11 protein-coding genes are annotated in these 15,081 nt (G+C 56.2%); 6 read left to right on the top strand and 5 right to left on the bottom strand.

What is annotated here, in order from left to right; genetic code table 11:
* Nucleotides 1-358: 358 nt before the first annotated feature.
* Both CTZ24_RS06105 and CTZ24_RS06110 read right to left on the bottom strand, forming a co-directional pair.
* Nucleotides 359-1,423, bottom strand: a complete 1,065-nt coding sequence (locus CTZ24_RS06105; RefSeq protein ID WP_021182472.1) for a L,D-transpeptidase family protein — start codon at nt 1,421-1,423, stop codon at nt 359-361.
* Nucleotides 1,424-1,610: 187 nt separating this feature from the next.
* The gene (locus tag CTZ24_RS06110; RefSeq protein WP_208725056.1) at nt 1,611-3,425 is read right to left on the bottom strand and encodes a glycoside hydrolase family 15 protein; all 1,815 of its coding nucleotides are present in this window, start codon (nt 3,423-3,425) and stop codon (nt 1,611-1,613) included.
* Between the two features lie 118 nt (nt 3,426-3,543).
* Here CTZ24_RS06110 and CTZ24_RS06115 point away from each other — a divergent pair, with 118 nt between their 5' ends.
* Entirely contained in the window at nt 3,544-4,326 is a 783-nt protein-coding gene (locus CTZ24_RS06115) for an SDR family oxidoreductase (protein WP_208725057.1), read from the top strand.
* Here the strand turns inward: CTZ24_RS06115 and CTZ24_RS06120 are convergent.
* The gene (locus tag CTZ24_RS06120) at nt 4,323-4,898 is read right to left on the bottom strand and encodes a DedA family protein (RefSeq protein ID WP_021182475.1); all 576 of its coding nucleotides are present in this window, start codon (nt 4,896-4,898) and stop codon (nt 4,323-4,325) included. The two genes, CTZ24_RS06115 and CTZ24_RS06120, sit on opposite strands and share 4 nt — an antisense overlap.
* A 167-nt stretch (nt 4,899-5,065) precedes the next feature.
* On the opposite strand from CTZ24_RS06120, the gene CTZ24_RS06125 reads away from it, so the two are divergent.
* From CTZ24_RS06125 to CTZ24_RS06135, 3 genes are all read left to right on the top strand, one after another.
* Nucleotides 5,066-5,653 (top strand): Yip1 family protein, encoded by a 588-nt coding sequence (locus CTZ24_RS06125; protein WP_036624497.1) that lies wholly within the window; start codon nt 5,066-5,068, stop codon nt 5,651-5,653.
* Between the two features lie 223 nt (nt 5,654-5,876).
* On the top strand, nt 5,877-6,830 hold the full coding sequence (pbpG, locus tag CTZ24_RS06130; RefSeq protein WP_021182477.1) for a D-alanyl-D-alanine endopeptidase: 954 nt from the start codon (nt 5,877-5,879) through the stop codon (nt 6,828-6,830).
* Nucleotides 6,831-7,006: 176 nt separating this feature from the next.
* Nucleotides 7,007-9,448 (top strand): DUF3772 domain-containing protein, encoded by a 2,442-nt coding sequence (locus CTZ24_RS06135; RefSeq protein WP_208725058.1) that lies wholly within the window; start codon nt 7,007-7,009, stop codon nt 9,446-9,448.
* Between the two features lie 47 nt (nt 9,449-9,495).
* Here the strand turns inward: CTZ24_RS06135 and dld are convergent, their stop codons facing one another.
* Nucleotides 9,496-11,205 (bottom strand): D-lactate dehydrogenase, encoded by a 1,710-nt coding sequence (gene dld, locus CTZ24_RS06140; protein WP_208725059.1) that lies wholly within the window; start codon nt 11,203-11,205, stop codon nt 9,496-9,498.
* A gap of 157 nt (nt 11,206-11,362) precedes the next feature.
* Between dld and bglX the strand changes: the two genes are divergently transcribed.
* Nucleotides 11,363-13,660: a beta-glucosidase BglX gene (gene bglX / locus CTZ24_RS06145; RefSeq protein ID WP_208725060.1), complete on the top strand. Its 2,298-nt coding sequence runs from the start codon at nt 11,363-11,365 to the stop codon at nt 13,658-13,660.
* A gap of 141 nt (nt 13,661-13,801) precedes the next feature.
* Nucleotides 13,802-14,668 carry an oxygenase MpaB family protein gene (locus CTZ24_RS06150; protein WP_208725502.1) on the top strand — a complete coding sequence of 289 codons (867 nt, stop codon included), beginning with the start codon at nt 13,802-13,804 and terminating at the stop codon, nt 14,666-14,668.
* 3 nt (nt 14,669-14,671) lie between these two features.
* Here CTZ24_RS06150 and CTZ24_RS06155 read toward each other — a convergent pair whose 3' ends face one another.
* Complete coding sequence (locus CTZ24_RS06155; protein ID WP_208725061.1) at nt 14,672-14,965, bottom strand: hypothetical protein; 294 nt, start codon at nt 14,963-14,965, stop codon at nt 14,672-14,674.
* Nucleotides 14,966-15,081: the final 116 nt, after the last annotated feature.

Here is a 15,081-nt window from a genome sequence, read left to right on the forward strand (position 1 = left end):
GTTGCCGGGCAACAGGCAGAGGTCGAGTTTGTTTTTACTGACATCAATACCGAGATAAATCATAAGACAGCTCCCTTTCACATGAACCATCACGCCATCTTGCCTTGTACATACGAAGTCAGAGCTTCTGGTTACCGTTCAGAGTAGATGCTGGCGTGAAAGGAGAAACGGAGGGCTTTAAGCTACGGCACAAGATCGGGTCTTAAGCGGCGCGACAAGCTGCCTCCGTTTCGTGTAACGGGTAGCTAACCAGTTACAACTTCAAGATACAAGCGGCGCGATTTATCGCGCAATGTTTTATGTCAGGCAACAAAAAGCCAGCCCGAGGGCTGGCTTTTTCTCATGATCCACGCAGGGATTACGAGTTGTTATTCGCCGTGGTGCTGTTGGCTGCTGCCGGAGCCGGGATGTTGGCACCCTGTGGGGTCATCGGCTCTTCTTTTGGCATTGCGTTCGGGGTTTCCTGTACCGGGATTGGCGCAGGCATAGCTTCACCCGCCGGGCCATTGATTTTGGTTGGCATACCCGTACGCGCCTGGATAGCGTTGTTGACCGCATCCTGGTTGGTGCTGGCATCCGCAATCACTTTGGTCACCGCCGCCGTCAGCGTAATCGGTACGATTTCGCGTGAGTTGAATTGCTCTTCGGTGGTGGACAGCGGGTTGTGAACTTCCACGTAGCGTGAACCGTCCGGCTCAACAGTGGCTTTCACCGGCTGATCGATAAACTGGACGCGCGTACCAACCGGCACGTTTTTGAACAACCATTTGATGTCGTCAGCACGCAGACGCACGCAACCATGACTTACGCGCAGACCGATACCGAAGTTGGCGTTGGTGCCGTGAATGGCATACAGACGACCAATGTACAGTGCGTACAGGCCCATCGGGTTATCCGGGCCAGCCGGGAATACTTCCGGGATGGATTCGCCGCGTGCCGCGTATTCAGCGTGCATCGCTTTGGTCGGGGTCCAGGTCGGGCCATCTTTCTTACGCTGAACGCTGGTGGTCCAGTTGATCGGGGTATCTTTACCCAGCTCGCCGATACCAATCGGCAGCACCACTACGGTTTTGGTGCCTTTCGGGTAGTAGTAAAGACGCATTTCAGCGCTGTTGATCACAATGCCTTCACGCGGAGCGTCAGGCAGAATCAGCTGCTGTGGGATCACCAGGTTGGTGCCTGCTTTCGGCAGATAGACGTCAACGCCCGGATTGGCTTCCAGCATGTTGCTGAGGCCCATCTGGAACTGAGCGGCAAAGGCTTCCAGCGGAAGTTTGCTGTCTTCAGGTACGGTAACCTGAATATTTTCGCCAATCAGACGACTGTTAGCGGGCGGTAGCGGATAAACCACCGCAAAGGCCGACTGGCTGAACGCCGCCAGTACGAGGGCGAGTGAAGCGAACGCGCGAATGCTCTTTTTCATGTTTTTACAAGTCGTTATAGCCGTATTTCAGGCTTGTCAGTGTGTCGAATCCATCTTGGTCTTAGTGACCCGCTGCGCATTATATGTGCATTGAAGCGGTGATGGGAATCACGATTTTAACAGGTTGAACATACTTTACGTAAATAGCTGTAATAAGCCGTTTATTCAGATTGCCACGGGCCTGATTTCAGGGTTGCCACAGGGTGACTTCACCACTCAGCTTGCGGTTCAGAAAGAACGCCGCACTGATTAACGCCAGATGGGTCAGCGCCTGGGGCATATTACCCAACGCATGACCATGCGGGGTAAATTCTTCGGCATACAGCCCCAGCGGATTGGCGTAACTCAACAATTTTTCAAATTCGAAGTGCGCCTCATGCACCCGACCGGCGCGTGCCAGGCACTCAACATACCAGAACGAACAGGCAGCAAATGATCCTTCACCGCCTTTCAGCGCATCGGCAGGGGTTTCGTTGATGTTGTAGCGACGTACCAGGCCGTCACTCACCAGATGGGTTTTGATCGCGTCCAGCGTCGCCAGCCAGTCTGGATCGGTGGCACCGACAAAACGCACCAGCGGCATCAACAGCATCGAGGCATCGAGAAAGCGGCCATTGCGTGTCGCGGTAAAGTGCCCCAGCTCCGGGTTCCAGAAGTTTTGCCAGATATCATCGCGGATGGCGCTACGCACTCGATCCCAGCGTTCATAGGGCATCGGTAATGAACGTTTCAGGCCGAGGCGCAGGGCGCGATCCAGCGCCACCCAGCACATCAGGCGCGAATGGAGAAAGTGTTGCGGCTCGCCACGCATCTCCCAAATTCCGGCATCGGGCTGCTGCCAGTTATCGCATACGTAATCGATCATGTTGGCAACGTGCTTCCAGCCGCGTTGGGAGATCGCCTCGCCATATTTGTTGGCAAGATAGATGGCGTCCATCAGCTCACCGTAAATATCAAGTTGCGTCTGCCGCCAGGCGTCATTGCCAATGCGCACCGGGCGGGAATTGGCGTAGCCGGAAAGGTTAAGCAGTTCGGTTTCATGCAGCTCGGTGCTGCTATCCAGACGATACATCACCTGCAAATGCGGCGTGTCATCGTGGCTGTGCTCAACACAGCGTCCCACCCAATGGGTAAAACTTTTCGCTTCTTCCACATAACCGAGGCGCATCAGCGCATACATGCTGAACGAGGCGTCACGAATCCACGAGGCGCGATAGTCCCAGTTGCGCTCCCCGCCCAGCTCCTCCGGCAGGCCAAAAGTGGCGGCGGCGGCAATCGAGCCGTGTTGATGGGAGGTCAGCAGTTTCAGTGCCAGCGCCGATCGCGTCACCATCTCCTGCCAGCGCCCCCGGTAAGAACTGTGTCGGCTCCAGCGCCGCCAGTAGTGCAGGGTGTCGCGAAAACAGCGTTCAGTCGCCAGTGTGTCCAGATGGGGATCGTCGTCGCTGCCAAACACAAATTCGGCATGCTCGCCCGCCTGCAAAGTGAAATTGGCGGTGGCGCTATGATTTTCCCGCGTCATCACCACGCTGGCGCTGAGACGTAACGAGGGCTGGCCCTCGGCATGAAAGGCGATGCCGCCAGGCCGCGCTTCGGTGTACGTTTCAGCGCGCGCATAATCATGGCGAGGGGCGCAGAGCAGGTTAAAACGCGCAGAACCGCGCACCATCTTCACCCGGCGTACCAGGCGTGGCAGCTTGCCGCTTTCATCGCAAATCGGCATGTAATCGGTGATTTCCGCGACCCCTTCTTCGCCCAGCCAGCGGGTTTGCAGAATATTGGTATCAGGCAGGTAAAGTTGCTGCTGGCGCGCATTCTTCCATTGCGGGGCCAGTGAGAACAGCCCGGCTTCGTCGCTGTCGAGCAGGGCGCTAAACACCGAGGGGCTGTCGAGCTCGGGCCAGCACAGATAATCGATGGTACCGTCACTGGCGATCAGCGCGCAGGTGCGTAAATCGCCAATCACCCCATGATCCTCAATCTTGCGTTTGATTGCGCTCATCCTGCCTCCGTTACGCCAGTCCGTTGTTAACTATAGCCGAAACGGTATGTGCGGCCGCGGCGGGGCACAGAACGATAACTTCTATACTGTGGAGACACCCTACACACAGGAGAAGGTTATGGCGCTGGTCAAACAGAAAGTGGCGGTGGTCACCGCGTCCGACTCGGGTATCGGGCGCAGTTGTGCGCTGATGCTGGCAGAGGCGGGATATACCCTCGGCATCACCTGGCGTTCAGACGAAGAGGGGGCGCACGAAACGGCGCGACTGGTGGAGAGCCGGGGCCAGCAGGCGCAGGTGCGGCAACTGGATCTCTCCGACCCGCAGGCTGGAGGTCAACAGTTGGCGCAGTTGATTGCGTCATTGGGGAGAATTGATGTACTGGTCAACAATGCCGGCGTGATGACCAAAGCGGATTTTCTCGAACTCAGCTTTGAGGACTGGCGCAAGGTGTTTAATGTCGATGTGGACGGTGCTTTCGTTTGCGGCCAGATCGCCGCACGCCACATGGTGGATCAAGGCAACGGCGGGCGAATTATCAATATCACCTCGGTGCATGAACATACGCCGCTGCCCGATGCGGCGGCCTATACCGCGGCAAAACATGCGTTAGGCGGGTTAACCAAATCGATGGCGCTCAGCCTGTTACCGCATCAAATCCTGGTCAATGCCGTGGCGCCGGGAGCGATTGCCACGCCGATGAATAATCTGCGTAACGAGGATGCGCGCAGCACGCGGATGCCGGAAATCCCCATCGGGCGACCGGGCGATACGCGTGAGGTCGCCAGCCTGGTGGCCTGGTTGTGCTCAGAATGGGCGACCTACACCACCGGGCAATCCTTTATTGTCGATGGTGGGTTTATGCTGGCAAATCCGCAGTTTAAGGGATATCACCACGGCTAATTGGCGCGGCGGCGGTTCCAGCGACGGATAATAAAACGTAGCAGGATGGCAAATCCCACCGCCGCCACCAGCCACAGCAAATGTTTTAAATGTTGATCAAGCTGGTGCAGCCAGGGGGCGACGATCTCACCGGCAAAATACCCCAGGGTGACAAAGATCAGCGCCCAGAGCGCGGCACCAATCACATTCAGCAGGAAAAAACGCAGGGGTTTCAGGCGACTGGTGCCGATGATAATTGGCCCGACGATGCGAAAGCCGTACATGAAACGAACGCCAATGACAAACAGGCTGGGATGGCGTTGGATCAGGTGGTTTGCCTTGCGGATGGTATCCTGATGCTTGCGAAAACGGCGCAGAATGCGGGTGCCGAAACGCCGTCCCAGCCAGAACAGCAACTGGTCGCCAATAATCCCGCCCGCCATCGCTGCCAGCACCACGCCGCCGAAGTGCAGCAATCCCTCGTGCGCCGCCACACCCCCCAACAGGGTGAAGGTTTCCCCTTCGGCGATACAGCCAATCAGCAGTGCCAGGTAGCCGTACTGGCTAATTAATCCGTTGATATCAAGATGCAAAATCCTCCTCCCTGTTGTAAGCAAACCTGGTAACAGTTTACACCTGACGGCGATTTTTTGTGCCGCTTGCCGCAAAAACCGCCGCGCCGATTATACTTGAAGTGAAGCTGCCCGCGCTGCGAGGCGTTGCGTTTCGGGGCAGCCCGTCGCATCAGAGGAGTGATTTTATGAATCATGTCTGGGGACTTCTCGCGCATCCTAACCAAGAAATGCGCGATATCAAGCAGGAAAACGAGAGCGTTTCGCACCATTACACCCACCATGTTCTGCTGATGGCGGCGATCCCGGTGATCTGCGCCTTTATCGGCACCACACAGTTGGGCTGGAATCTGGGCGAAGGGCAATTTGTCCAACTCAACATGCTGACCGGTATCGGGCTAGGCATTCTGTTTTATCTCATCATCTTAGGTGGCGTGGCCGTGATGGGCCGCGTTATTCACTGGATGGCGCGTAACTATCCGCAGCGTCCCAGCATTCAACGTTGTACCGTGTTTGCCGGTTATGTGGCGACGCCGCTGTTTATTAGCGGATTGGTCGCGCTCTATCCTCTGGTGTGGCTGTGCCTGCTGGTGGGTACGCTGGCACTGGTCTACACCGGTTATCTGCTGTTTGTCGGTATTCCGGTGTTCCTCAATATCGATAAAGAAGAGAGTCTGCGCTTTTCCGGCTCGACGCTGGCGATTGGTGTGCTGGTGTTTGAGGTGCTGCTGGCGCTGACGGTAATTCTGTGGGGCTATGGACCGAAGTTGTTCTAGTTGCAACCGGTTCTGATGGACTTATTCGCGCCACACATTGTGGCGCGAATTATTTCCGTGCATCTGCCTGCCTTGGGTTTTTAACGCCCGGAAACAATCTCTCCAGGATATTTCGTAGAGAACCACGTATCATGCTGTCGCCAGCCCGCATCCCGTCTGGCTTGATGCGCGCGGCCTGTGCGATAGCACAGCACAAAACTCCTTACCGGATTTTTTTGACACGATGTCTGTAAAAATGCGTATTTCTTTACTGTCGCTGGCACTGATGATCGGCGCACCGGCAGTGACTACACCTGTTCAGGCGGCACCTGCTGCTGCACTGTCCAATCTGGCTCCTGTCGCGCAGCCACAAATTGCGTCCGGCAGTGCGATGATTGTCGACCTGGATAATGGCAAAGTGCTGTTCTCCAGCCATCCCGATCGAGTGCGCCCGATCGCCTCGCTCACCAAGCTGATGACGGCGATGGTGGTGCTGGATGCGAAGCTGCCGCTGGATGAAATGCTGTCGGTGGATATCAGCCATACCCCGGAAATGCGCGGCGTGTTCTCCCGCGTGAAGCTCAACAGTGAAATCAGTCGCCGGAATATGTTGCTGCTGGCGCTGATGTCTTCGGAAAACCGCGCGGCTGCCAGCCTGGCCCATCACTATCCGGGCGGTTATGACGCCTTTATTCGCGCCATGAATGCCAAGGCGCGGGCGCTGGGCATGACCCACACCCATTATGTGGAGCCGACCGGGCTGTCGATTCATAACGTCTCCAACGCGGAAGACCTGATCAAGCTGGTGAAAGCCACCCGTCAGTATCCGTTGATTGGTGAGTTAAGCACCACCAAAGAAGACACGGCGGTGTTTAAACATCCGAACTACGCCTTACCGTTCCGTAACACCAACCATCTGGTATACAAAAACGACTGGCGTATCCAGCTGACCAAGACCGGTTACACCGATGAGGCTGGTCACTGCCTGGTGATGCGCACGGTGATTAACAACCGTCCGGTGGCGCTGGTGGTGCTGGATGCGTTCGGTAAATACACCCACTTTGCGGATGCTAACCGTCTGCGTGACTGGCTGGAAACTGGCAAAGCGGCGCCGGTCCCGGCGGCGGCACTGGCGTACAAAAAGCAGAAAGCCTCGCAAACAGCGAGCACCGGCGCTCAGGGACAGAACGTCGAATAATATTGATGTTGCAGATGCGGCCAGCGGGGCGGCATCTGCAAAAAGCCTTATCGTTAGCACCAATGTTTTACACCCTCATTCCTATAGTTTCGCCGTTGCCAAAGGCCTACACTAGCCGCCACTTAGGGTCACTAAGACGCGTCTGTGGACGGTTAATGCGCTGGAATCTCACTCTTATGTTTACGTTTCGAACTCTTTTTGCTCCTTTTTTGCTGATGTTGGCGCTGCTGGCCCCGGCATTCAGCCAGGCGGCAGACAATAATGCCCCGGCTCCGCAGGGCGAAGATGCGGCACCCAAAGTCAATGCATCGGTGGAACTGCCGAAAATGCAGAAGATTCTCGACAAGATTAAAAGTCAGGTGTCGGGAGAAAATAATGAAAGCAAGCTGAGCCAGCTGAATGAAATGGCGCTGGAACTGTCGGGCAATGCCGATACCCTCGGCCAGGCATTAGTGCCGCAGCGTCAGCAGCTGGATGCACAGTTGGCAGTGCTCGGACCGGCACCTAAACCTGACAGCGGCATGACCGAAACGCTGGAAGTGGCGCGCAAGCGTAGCTCGCTGGAGAACCAGAAAACCAAGCTGGACGATCAAATCAAGCAAGCCGAAGGGATTAAAAACGGCGCGCTGACGCTGTCGTCGCAAATCGTCAACCTGCGTCGCGATCAGTTGAAAAGCCAGTTGGCGCTGAATGCCGGCAGTATCCTTGGCCCACGCTTCTGGGCACCGCTGGCCAGCACCCAGGATCTCGATGGCGAGAAGATCAGTGACTTCCTGAGTGAATTGCAGGACACCGCCGCGCTGTCATGGGAACCGGGCTGGCGCTTTGGCACCATTGGCTGGTTGATCGCCGCGATGCTGGTGATGACGCTGGGCCGCCGCTACGGTGAGGAGTTTCTCGCCTGGGTCAGCATTCACAAAATGCCGGAAGGACGACTGCGCCGCAGCTTCCTCGCTTCGGCGATTGCCCTCACCACCCTCGCAGCCGTGGTCCTGACCTTCAATTTCTTTGCGCTGGCCTTTGCCCGCCGCGATGAGGTGTCGTCCGATGTGCAGGACTTTATCCTGCGCCTGGTGCAACTTAGCGTTTACTGCGGCCTGATTGCGGGCCTGGGACGCGCGTTCCTCTCCACCCGTCGCCCGAGCTGGCGTCTGCCGGCCATTTCCAATGAAGTGGCGCTGGCGTTGAAGCCTTTTCCGCCGATCACCGCCGCGCTGGTGTTTATCTTCCAGACGGTGGAGTCCTTTAACTACAGCGTCGGCACCAGCCTGAATACCACCATTATGGCGAACGGCCTGACGGCACTTCTGATTGGTAGCACCGGGTTGGCGATCAGCATGCGTACCAACCGGGTGCGTCGCCGAATGGCGCAGAAGGGCAATCCACCGGAAGCGCGTTCAACGTTGGTCGGTCTGATCCAAATGGGCCTGACGCTGACGGCGCTTGCCATTCTGATTTCGTTGGTGATCGGTTACATCTCGCTGGCGCGCTTCCTCAGTTATGAAGTGATTTGGTGTGGCATTCTGTTCGGTTCGTTCTATTTCCTCAGCCAGCTGGTGACGGACGGTTGTGAAAGCCTGTTCTCAATACAAACCCGCAGCGGGAGACGCATCCAGAGTTCACTGAATATTGATGAGCGCCACCTGCAACAGGCTGCCACGTTGTTAGGTGCGCTGGGCAAAACCTTGTTGATCGGTATCGTTGCCCTGGCGCTGCTGAACGGCACTTTTGCCTCGACCACACCGATTGGCCTGATCCAGAAGGTGATTGAATTCTGGGGCGGCAAAGGGCTGGAGTCGCTGAATATTGTTCCGGCGCATATGGTCAACGCCATTATCTGCCTGGTGGTGGGGATTTATGTGCTGCGCTCGGTGCGCCGCTGGCTGGATAAAGAGTTCCTGCCGAAAACCACCATGGACGCGGGGATGCGCGTGTCGCTGGTGACGCTGTTCAGCAACATTGGTTACGTGCTGATTATCCTGCTGACGCTGTCGATCATGGGCTTGCAGTGGAACAAACTGGCGTGGATCGTCAGCGCCCTGTCGGTTGGTATCGGTTTTGGTTTACAGGAGATCGTAAAGAACTTTATCTCCGGTCTGATCCTGCTCACCGAGCGCCCGGTTAAAGTTGGCGATCTGGTGAGCATCAGCGGCATCGAAGGGGATATCCGCCGTATCAACGTGCGCGCCACGGAGATCCAGCTCAGCGATAAATCCACCGTAATTGTGCCGAACTCGCAGCTGATCTCGCAGAACGTGCGAAACGCGACCATGGGCAATGCGCAAGGGGTGGTGACGATTTTGCTGACCTTCCCACTTAATATCGATCCGGTACGCGTGCGCGAGATCCTGCTGGAAGTGTATGAGGAGAACGAACGTATCCTCGAAATGCCTGCGCCGTCCGTCTCATTCAAGGATCTGACACCGGCTGGCATTGTTCTCAGCGTGACCGGCAACGTTGCCAGCCAGCGCCAGATTTCAAGCGCCAAAAGCGATTTGCTGTTTGATATCCTGACGCGGTTGCGTAAAGAAGGCATCGTGTTGTCGACGCCGCAGACCATGATTATCGAACGTCGCGCCCAGCAGGGGCTGACGGACGACAGCCAGCAATTACCATAAAGATCGCACTAACGTAGCGGCGCGATTAATCGCGCCGCTACGTATCATTAAACCTTCACCGCCCATCCTTTCTGCTTACTGGTTTTGCCAATTCCCGGATTAAAACTGTTGGTGGGATCTAACCGACGATAAAACGCCTGAAGTTGCGACTTCGCGGCGTACAAATGGCCAACATTGTGCTCTGCCGGGTACTCCGCGCCACGTTGGCTAAGAATCGCCAGCATCTTCTCTTTCAGCGCATGGACATCCACCCCTTTCTTCACGATGTAGTCCTGATGGAATACATGGCAGAAAAAGTGACCGTAGTAGAGCCGATGGCTCAGATCCTGGTCGAATTCCGGCGGTAGCCGTTCAAACCAGTCGTTGTCGTTGCGGCGCAGCGCGATATCCAGCGCCAGAATATCCTCGACTTCATCAGCATGAATGGCGTGATAACGCACGGCGGCCCCGGCAGCCGCAAATCGGTGCAAAAACGCGTGAGCACCCTCTTTGGCGTCACAGGCAAAAAACTCACCGCCACCTTCGCGGAAAAAGGCGTGCAGATACTCCTGCGCTTCCGCCACACCGTCACCGGACATTTTCAGCATCAGATGATGTTCATATTTGTCGCGGTACTGCTTCAGGCGTTTCGGCAGATGGGCCGGGAACCATCCGCTCAGCCGCTGCAACAGGCGATCGGTTAAATGTGGTTTGACCCATTTGCGCTTCGCCAGCCAGGCATCGAACCTACCCTTAAGAGTGAAAAACAACGGCATTTTGTCGGTGCCCAGCCGGTCGATCATCAGGAAGGTATCTTTGCCATACACCTCAGCGATATCAAAAATAGCACGATGCATATACTCACCCGCCACCGGTAAGTGGGTAAAGTTCGCCAGAATATGTCGGCGGATCTCAGCCAATTCCGCCGGATCGTTGCTGCCGATATAAAACACCTGCTGCTGCGGTTCACTGACAAAGGTATCCAGGCGCACGGCAAACACCGCCAGCTTACCGGCACAACCGGAGGCTTCGAACAGGCGGCGGGCATCGGCATTGAAACGCGCCGGGGTCGCGGCGTGGATATCGCGTACACGCTCGGCGTATTCATGATCTGAGGCATGACGATCATCCCAGATCACATCGCTTTGTTGCCAGCGATCATCATCCAGTCGTCCCAGTATCTCTTCCGGCGAATGGCCCAGTTCGATACCAAGGTGGTTGACCAGCCGCAGCTTGCCATCCGCATCAATTTGCGCGTAGAGCGCCATCTCGCTATAGGCCGGGCCGCGCTTAATCAGCGACCCGCCGGAGTTGTTGCAAATACCGCCCATCACCGATGCGCCAATACAGGACGAACCGATCACCGAATGGGGTTCACGTCCCAACGGTTTGAGGGCTTTTTCTAACTGGTAAAGCGTGCTGCCCGGGAACGCCAGAATCTGTTTACCGCCATCAATCAGTTGCAGTTTATCCAGCCGTAGCGTGCTGATGATCACCACCGGGCGATCATAATCATTCCCCTGTGGGGTGGAGCCTTCCGTCAGCCCGGTGTTGGCAGCCTGCATCAGAATGATGGCATCGGCCGTGACCAGCGCCTGCAACACGCGCCACAATTCGAGCAGCGAGCCGGGAAACACCACCGCCAGCGCTTCGCCTTCACCGGAGCGAAAGCCTTTACGATAACGGGCGGTGTGTTCGGCATCCGTCAGCAGTTGCGCAGGACCGACGAGGCGGCGCAGTTCACCCAACAGGGCAGAGTCAGAGGAGGCGTTTTTCATTGGCTTATCCTTGTCATAAACGGTAGCGAAACAACTGTAGCACGCGTTGCACGAAGCGGCCGCGATGTGACATCGTCGGCTACCTGCTATCCTCAACTTATGGCACACTTTGCCGGTTATTTTTATATTGTGCAGTCACTTAAGAGAACCCGACCTGATGAAATGGATTTGCTCTGTAAGCCTCGCTGTATCCCTTGCCATGCAACCCGCGCTGGCGGATGAGATGTTTGGCAACCATCCGATGACCGAACAAGCGCGTGATGCCTTTGTAAACCAACTGCTTAGCAAGATGACGCTGGATGAGAAAATTGGTCAGCTGCGTCTGATCAGCGTCGGGCCGGATAACCCAAAGGAAGCCATCCGTGACATGATTCAACACGGACAGGTTGGGGCAATTTTTAATACCGTGACGCGCCCGGACATTCGCGCCATGCAGGATCAGGTGATGCAACTTAGCCGCCTGAAAATTCCTTTGTTCTTTGCTTATGACGTGGTGCACGGCCAGCGCACCGTGTTTCCGATCCCACTCGGCATGGCGGCCAGTTGGGATCTGGACGCGGTCGCCGAAGTGGGGCGCGTTTCCGCTTATGAAGCGGCAGACGACGGTTTGAACATGACCTGGGCGCCGATGGTGGACGTCAGCCGCGAACCGCGCTGGGGACGTGTGTCGGAAGGCTTTGGTGAAGATACCTTCCTCACCTCACAAATGGGCAGCACCCTGGTGAAAGCGATGCAGGGCAAAAGTCCGGCGGATCGTTACTCCATCATGACCAGCGTGAAGCATTTTGCGTTGTACGGTGCGGTGGAAGGGGGACGTGATTACAACACCGTCGATATGAGCCCACAGCGAATGTTCCAGGATTATATGCCGCCGTACAAAGCCTCGCTGGATGCTGGCAGCGGTGGCGTGATGGTGGCGCTCAACTCGATAAACGGCACACCGGCCACCGCCGATAGCTGGCTGTTGAAAGATCTGTTGCGTGATGAGTGGAAATTCAAAGGCATCACCATCAGCGATCATGGTGCGATTAAAGAGCTGATGAAACACGGGGTCGCCAGCGATCCCCGCGATGCGGTGCGTATTGCGCTGAAATCCGGCATCGATATGAGTATGAGCGACGAGTACTACAGCAAATACCTGCCGGGGCTGGTGAAAAGCGGTGCGGTGAGCATGGCGGAAATTGATGATGCTGCGCGCCATGTGTTGAACGTCAAATATGATATGGGGCTGTTTAACGATCCTTACAGTCATCTGGGGCCAAAAGGCAGCGATCCGCAGGACACCAACGCGGAGAGCCGTCTGCATCGTGCCGAAGCGCGTGATGTGGCGCGTAAGAGCATCGTGCTGCTGAAAAACTGGCGCGAAACCTTACCGCTGAAAAAGAACGCCACCGTGGCGCTGGTTGGCCCTCTGGCCGATAGCCAACGCGACATTATGGGCAGTTGGTCAGCCGCCGGGGTGGCGAAGCAGTCCATCACCCTGTATCAGGGGATGCGCGCGGCGATGGCCGGTAAGGGCACGCTGCTGTACACCAAAGGCGCGAATATCACCGATAACCAAGGCATCCAGAAATTCCTCAATTTGTATGAACAGGCAGTCACTGTTGATGCACGTTCACCGCAGCAGATGATTGATGAAGCCGTTGCCAATGCGAAGAAAGCCGATGTCATCGTGGCGGCGGTGGGCGAAGCGCAGGGAATGGCGCATGAGGCCTCCAGTCGCAGCGAACTGACCATCCCGGAAAGCCAACAGAAGTTGCTGACGGCGCTGAAAGCCACCGGCAAACCGTTGGTGATTGTGCTGATGAATGGTCGCCCACTGAATGTGGTGCATGAAGATCAGATCGCAGATGCGATGCTGGAAACCTGGTTCAGCGGTACCGAAGGTGGTAACGCTATCGCTGATGTGCTGTTCGGCGACTACAACCCGTCAGGCAAGCTGCCGGTATCCTTCCCTCGTTCGGTAGGGCAGATCCCGATTTACTACAACCATTTGCCAACCGGTCGTCCGTACAACTTCGAGAAGCCGAACAAGTACACGTCGCACTACTACGATGCCATCAACGGACCGCTTTATCCGTTTGGTTATGGTCAGAGCTACACCACCTTTAGCGTTTCGCCGGTGAAGATGTCAGCGAAATTTATGCCCCGTAATGGCACGGTGGCAGCCAGCGTCAAGGTCACCAACACCGGCAAGCGCGATGGCGCAACGGTGGTGCAGATGTACCTGAACGATCCGGTTGCCAGCATCAGCCGTCCGGTGCAGGAGCTGCGCGGCTTTAAGCGCATCATGCTGAAAGCGGGCGAGTCCCAGACGGTGAACTTTGAGATTGACGTCGATGCGCTCAAATTCTGGAATCAGAAAATGCAGCATGTGGCCGAGCCGGGTAAGATCAATGTGATGATTGGGCTGGATTCGGTGCGCACTCAGGACGCATCATTTGATTATCTCTAAACCCAACGCAGCGGCGCGATTTATCGTGCAAACGTAGCAATGGCAGCAGATGCCAAATGGCATGATATAACGTGCCGCTACAATTCACAGAAATGTTAGCAACCCGGTCAGCCTTGAGGTTGACCGGGCAATTACCCGAAAATCATGAACATCCGCAAACGCATCGAACAACAAGTCTTCCGCCTGAATGGCCTGTCACTCAACGAATTCGACATCTCGCAACCCCCTGGCGATCCTGGGCTGTTTGGCCCCGACAGCGTCATCTGGCGTGTACATGGCGATTTCGCCGCCATGATGTGTGGCGGTATCAGCGCCTTGTTGTTGCAGATGCTGCATCCGGCGGCGCTGGCGGGCGTATGGGATCACTCCAACTTCCGCGATGACATGCTGGGACGGCTACGGCGTACCAGCCAATTTATCGCGGTCACCACCTTCGGCAATCAGCAGGATGCACACACCTTGATCGAGCGGGTTAAACGCATCCATCTGCGTGTCACCGGCGTCGACAATGCGGGGCAACCCTATGCGGCCAGCGATCCGCATCTGCTGACCTGGGTGCATGTGGCGGAAACCAGCCGTTTTCTCGCGGCGCATCTGCGCTATAAAAATCCTCACCTGAGCCTGATGGAAAGGGATCGCTACTATCAGGAAGCGGCGCTGATCGCGGAATCGCTAGGGGCAGAGCAGGTGCCGAAAAGCGTTGCGGCGGTGGAAAACTATTTGCAGGCAATACGTCCACAGCTGGTTTGCGATGCACGTACCCGGGAGGTCACGCAGCTGTTGATGAACGCCCCGGCTCCCAGCTGGCAGGCGAAACCGGTGATGCATATCATGATGAAAGCAGGGATTGGCTTGTTGCCAGACTGGGCGCAACAACTGGCAGCCTTGCCCATCAATCCGTTGCAGCAACGGTTGGTGGATGGGCAAATACATCTGATTGCTGGTTTGTTGCGCTGGTCAATTCAGCGTGGTGCTTATGCCCGGGCGATGAAACGCATGGGCCGATAAGGGTTACAGGTGTAACTCGTCCCTGGCCTTGGTGTAGGTGCGCGGTGTTTTGGCTTCCCGACGCAGCGTCAGCTGCCGTAACTGGTAATGGTGGATCAGCATGCCAAGCCCAAGCCCCATCAGCGCCAAAGGTAACAGGCAGTAATAAATATCAACCGGTAACAGAATCAGCAGGGCGATGCCCGCCACCAGCAACGTCAGTGCCGACATCACCCAGCTGTAGCGAATAAACAGCCACACCAGCAGGGCGAAAATCACCACATCTCGCAGGTTAAAATCCACATTTTGCAGCACCATTGCGTCAACTCCTTCGATGCGAATGGCGCGACAATAGCATGCGCAACGGCAAAAGAATCGCGAATTTATTTGAAGCTTGCCGACGCATACGGCATGAAACTTCAGTAATCCTCATC

It is taken from the genome of Pantoea phytobeneficialis (assembly GCF_009728735.1).
In the GTDB taxonomy this organism is placed as follows: domain Bacteria; phylum Pseudomonadota; class Gammaproteobacteria; order Enterobacterales; family Enterobacteriaceae; genus Pantoea; species Pantoea phytobeneficialis.

Coding starts and splice junctions, on each gene's coding strand:
- CTZ24_RS06105 (WP_021182472.1), bottom strand. CDS start 1,423: ATGAAAAAGAGCATTCGCGCGTTCGCTTCACTCGCCCTCGTACTGGCG.
- CTZ24_RS06110 (WP_208725056.1), bottom strand. CDS start 3,425: ATGAGCGCAATCAAACGCAAGATTGAGGATCATGGGGTGATTGGCGAT.
- CTZ24_RS06115 (WP_208725057.1), top strand. CDS start 3,544: ATGGCGCTGGTCAAACAGAAAGTGGCGGTGGTCACCGCGTCCGACTCG.
- CTZ24_RS06125 (WP_036624497.1), top strand. CDS start 5,066: ATGAATCATGTCTGGGGACTTCTCGCGCATCCTAACCAAGAAATGCGC.
- pbpG (WP_021182477.1), top strand. CDS start 5,877: ATGTCTGTAAAAATGCGTATTTCTTTACTGTCGCTGGCACTGATGATC.
- CTZ24_RS06135 (WP_208725058.1), top strand. CDS start 7,007: ATGTTTACGTTTCGAACTCTTTTTGCTCCTTTTTTGCTGATGTTGGCG.
- dld (WP_208725059.1), bottom strand. CDS start 11,205: ATGAAAAACGCCTCCTCTGACTCTGCCCTGTTGGGTGAACTGCGCCGC.
- bglX (WP_208725060.1), top strand. CDS start 11,363: ATGAAATGGATTTGCTCTGTAAGCCTCGCTGTATCCCTTGCCATGCAA.
- CTZ24_RS06155 (WP_208725061.1), bottom strand. CDS start 14,965: ATGGTGCTGCAAAATGTGGATTTTAACCTGCGAGATGTGGTGATTTTC.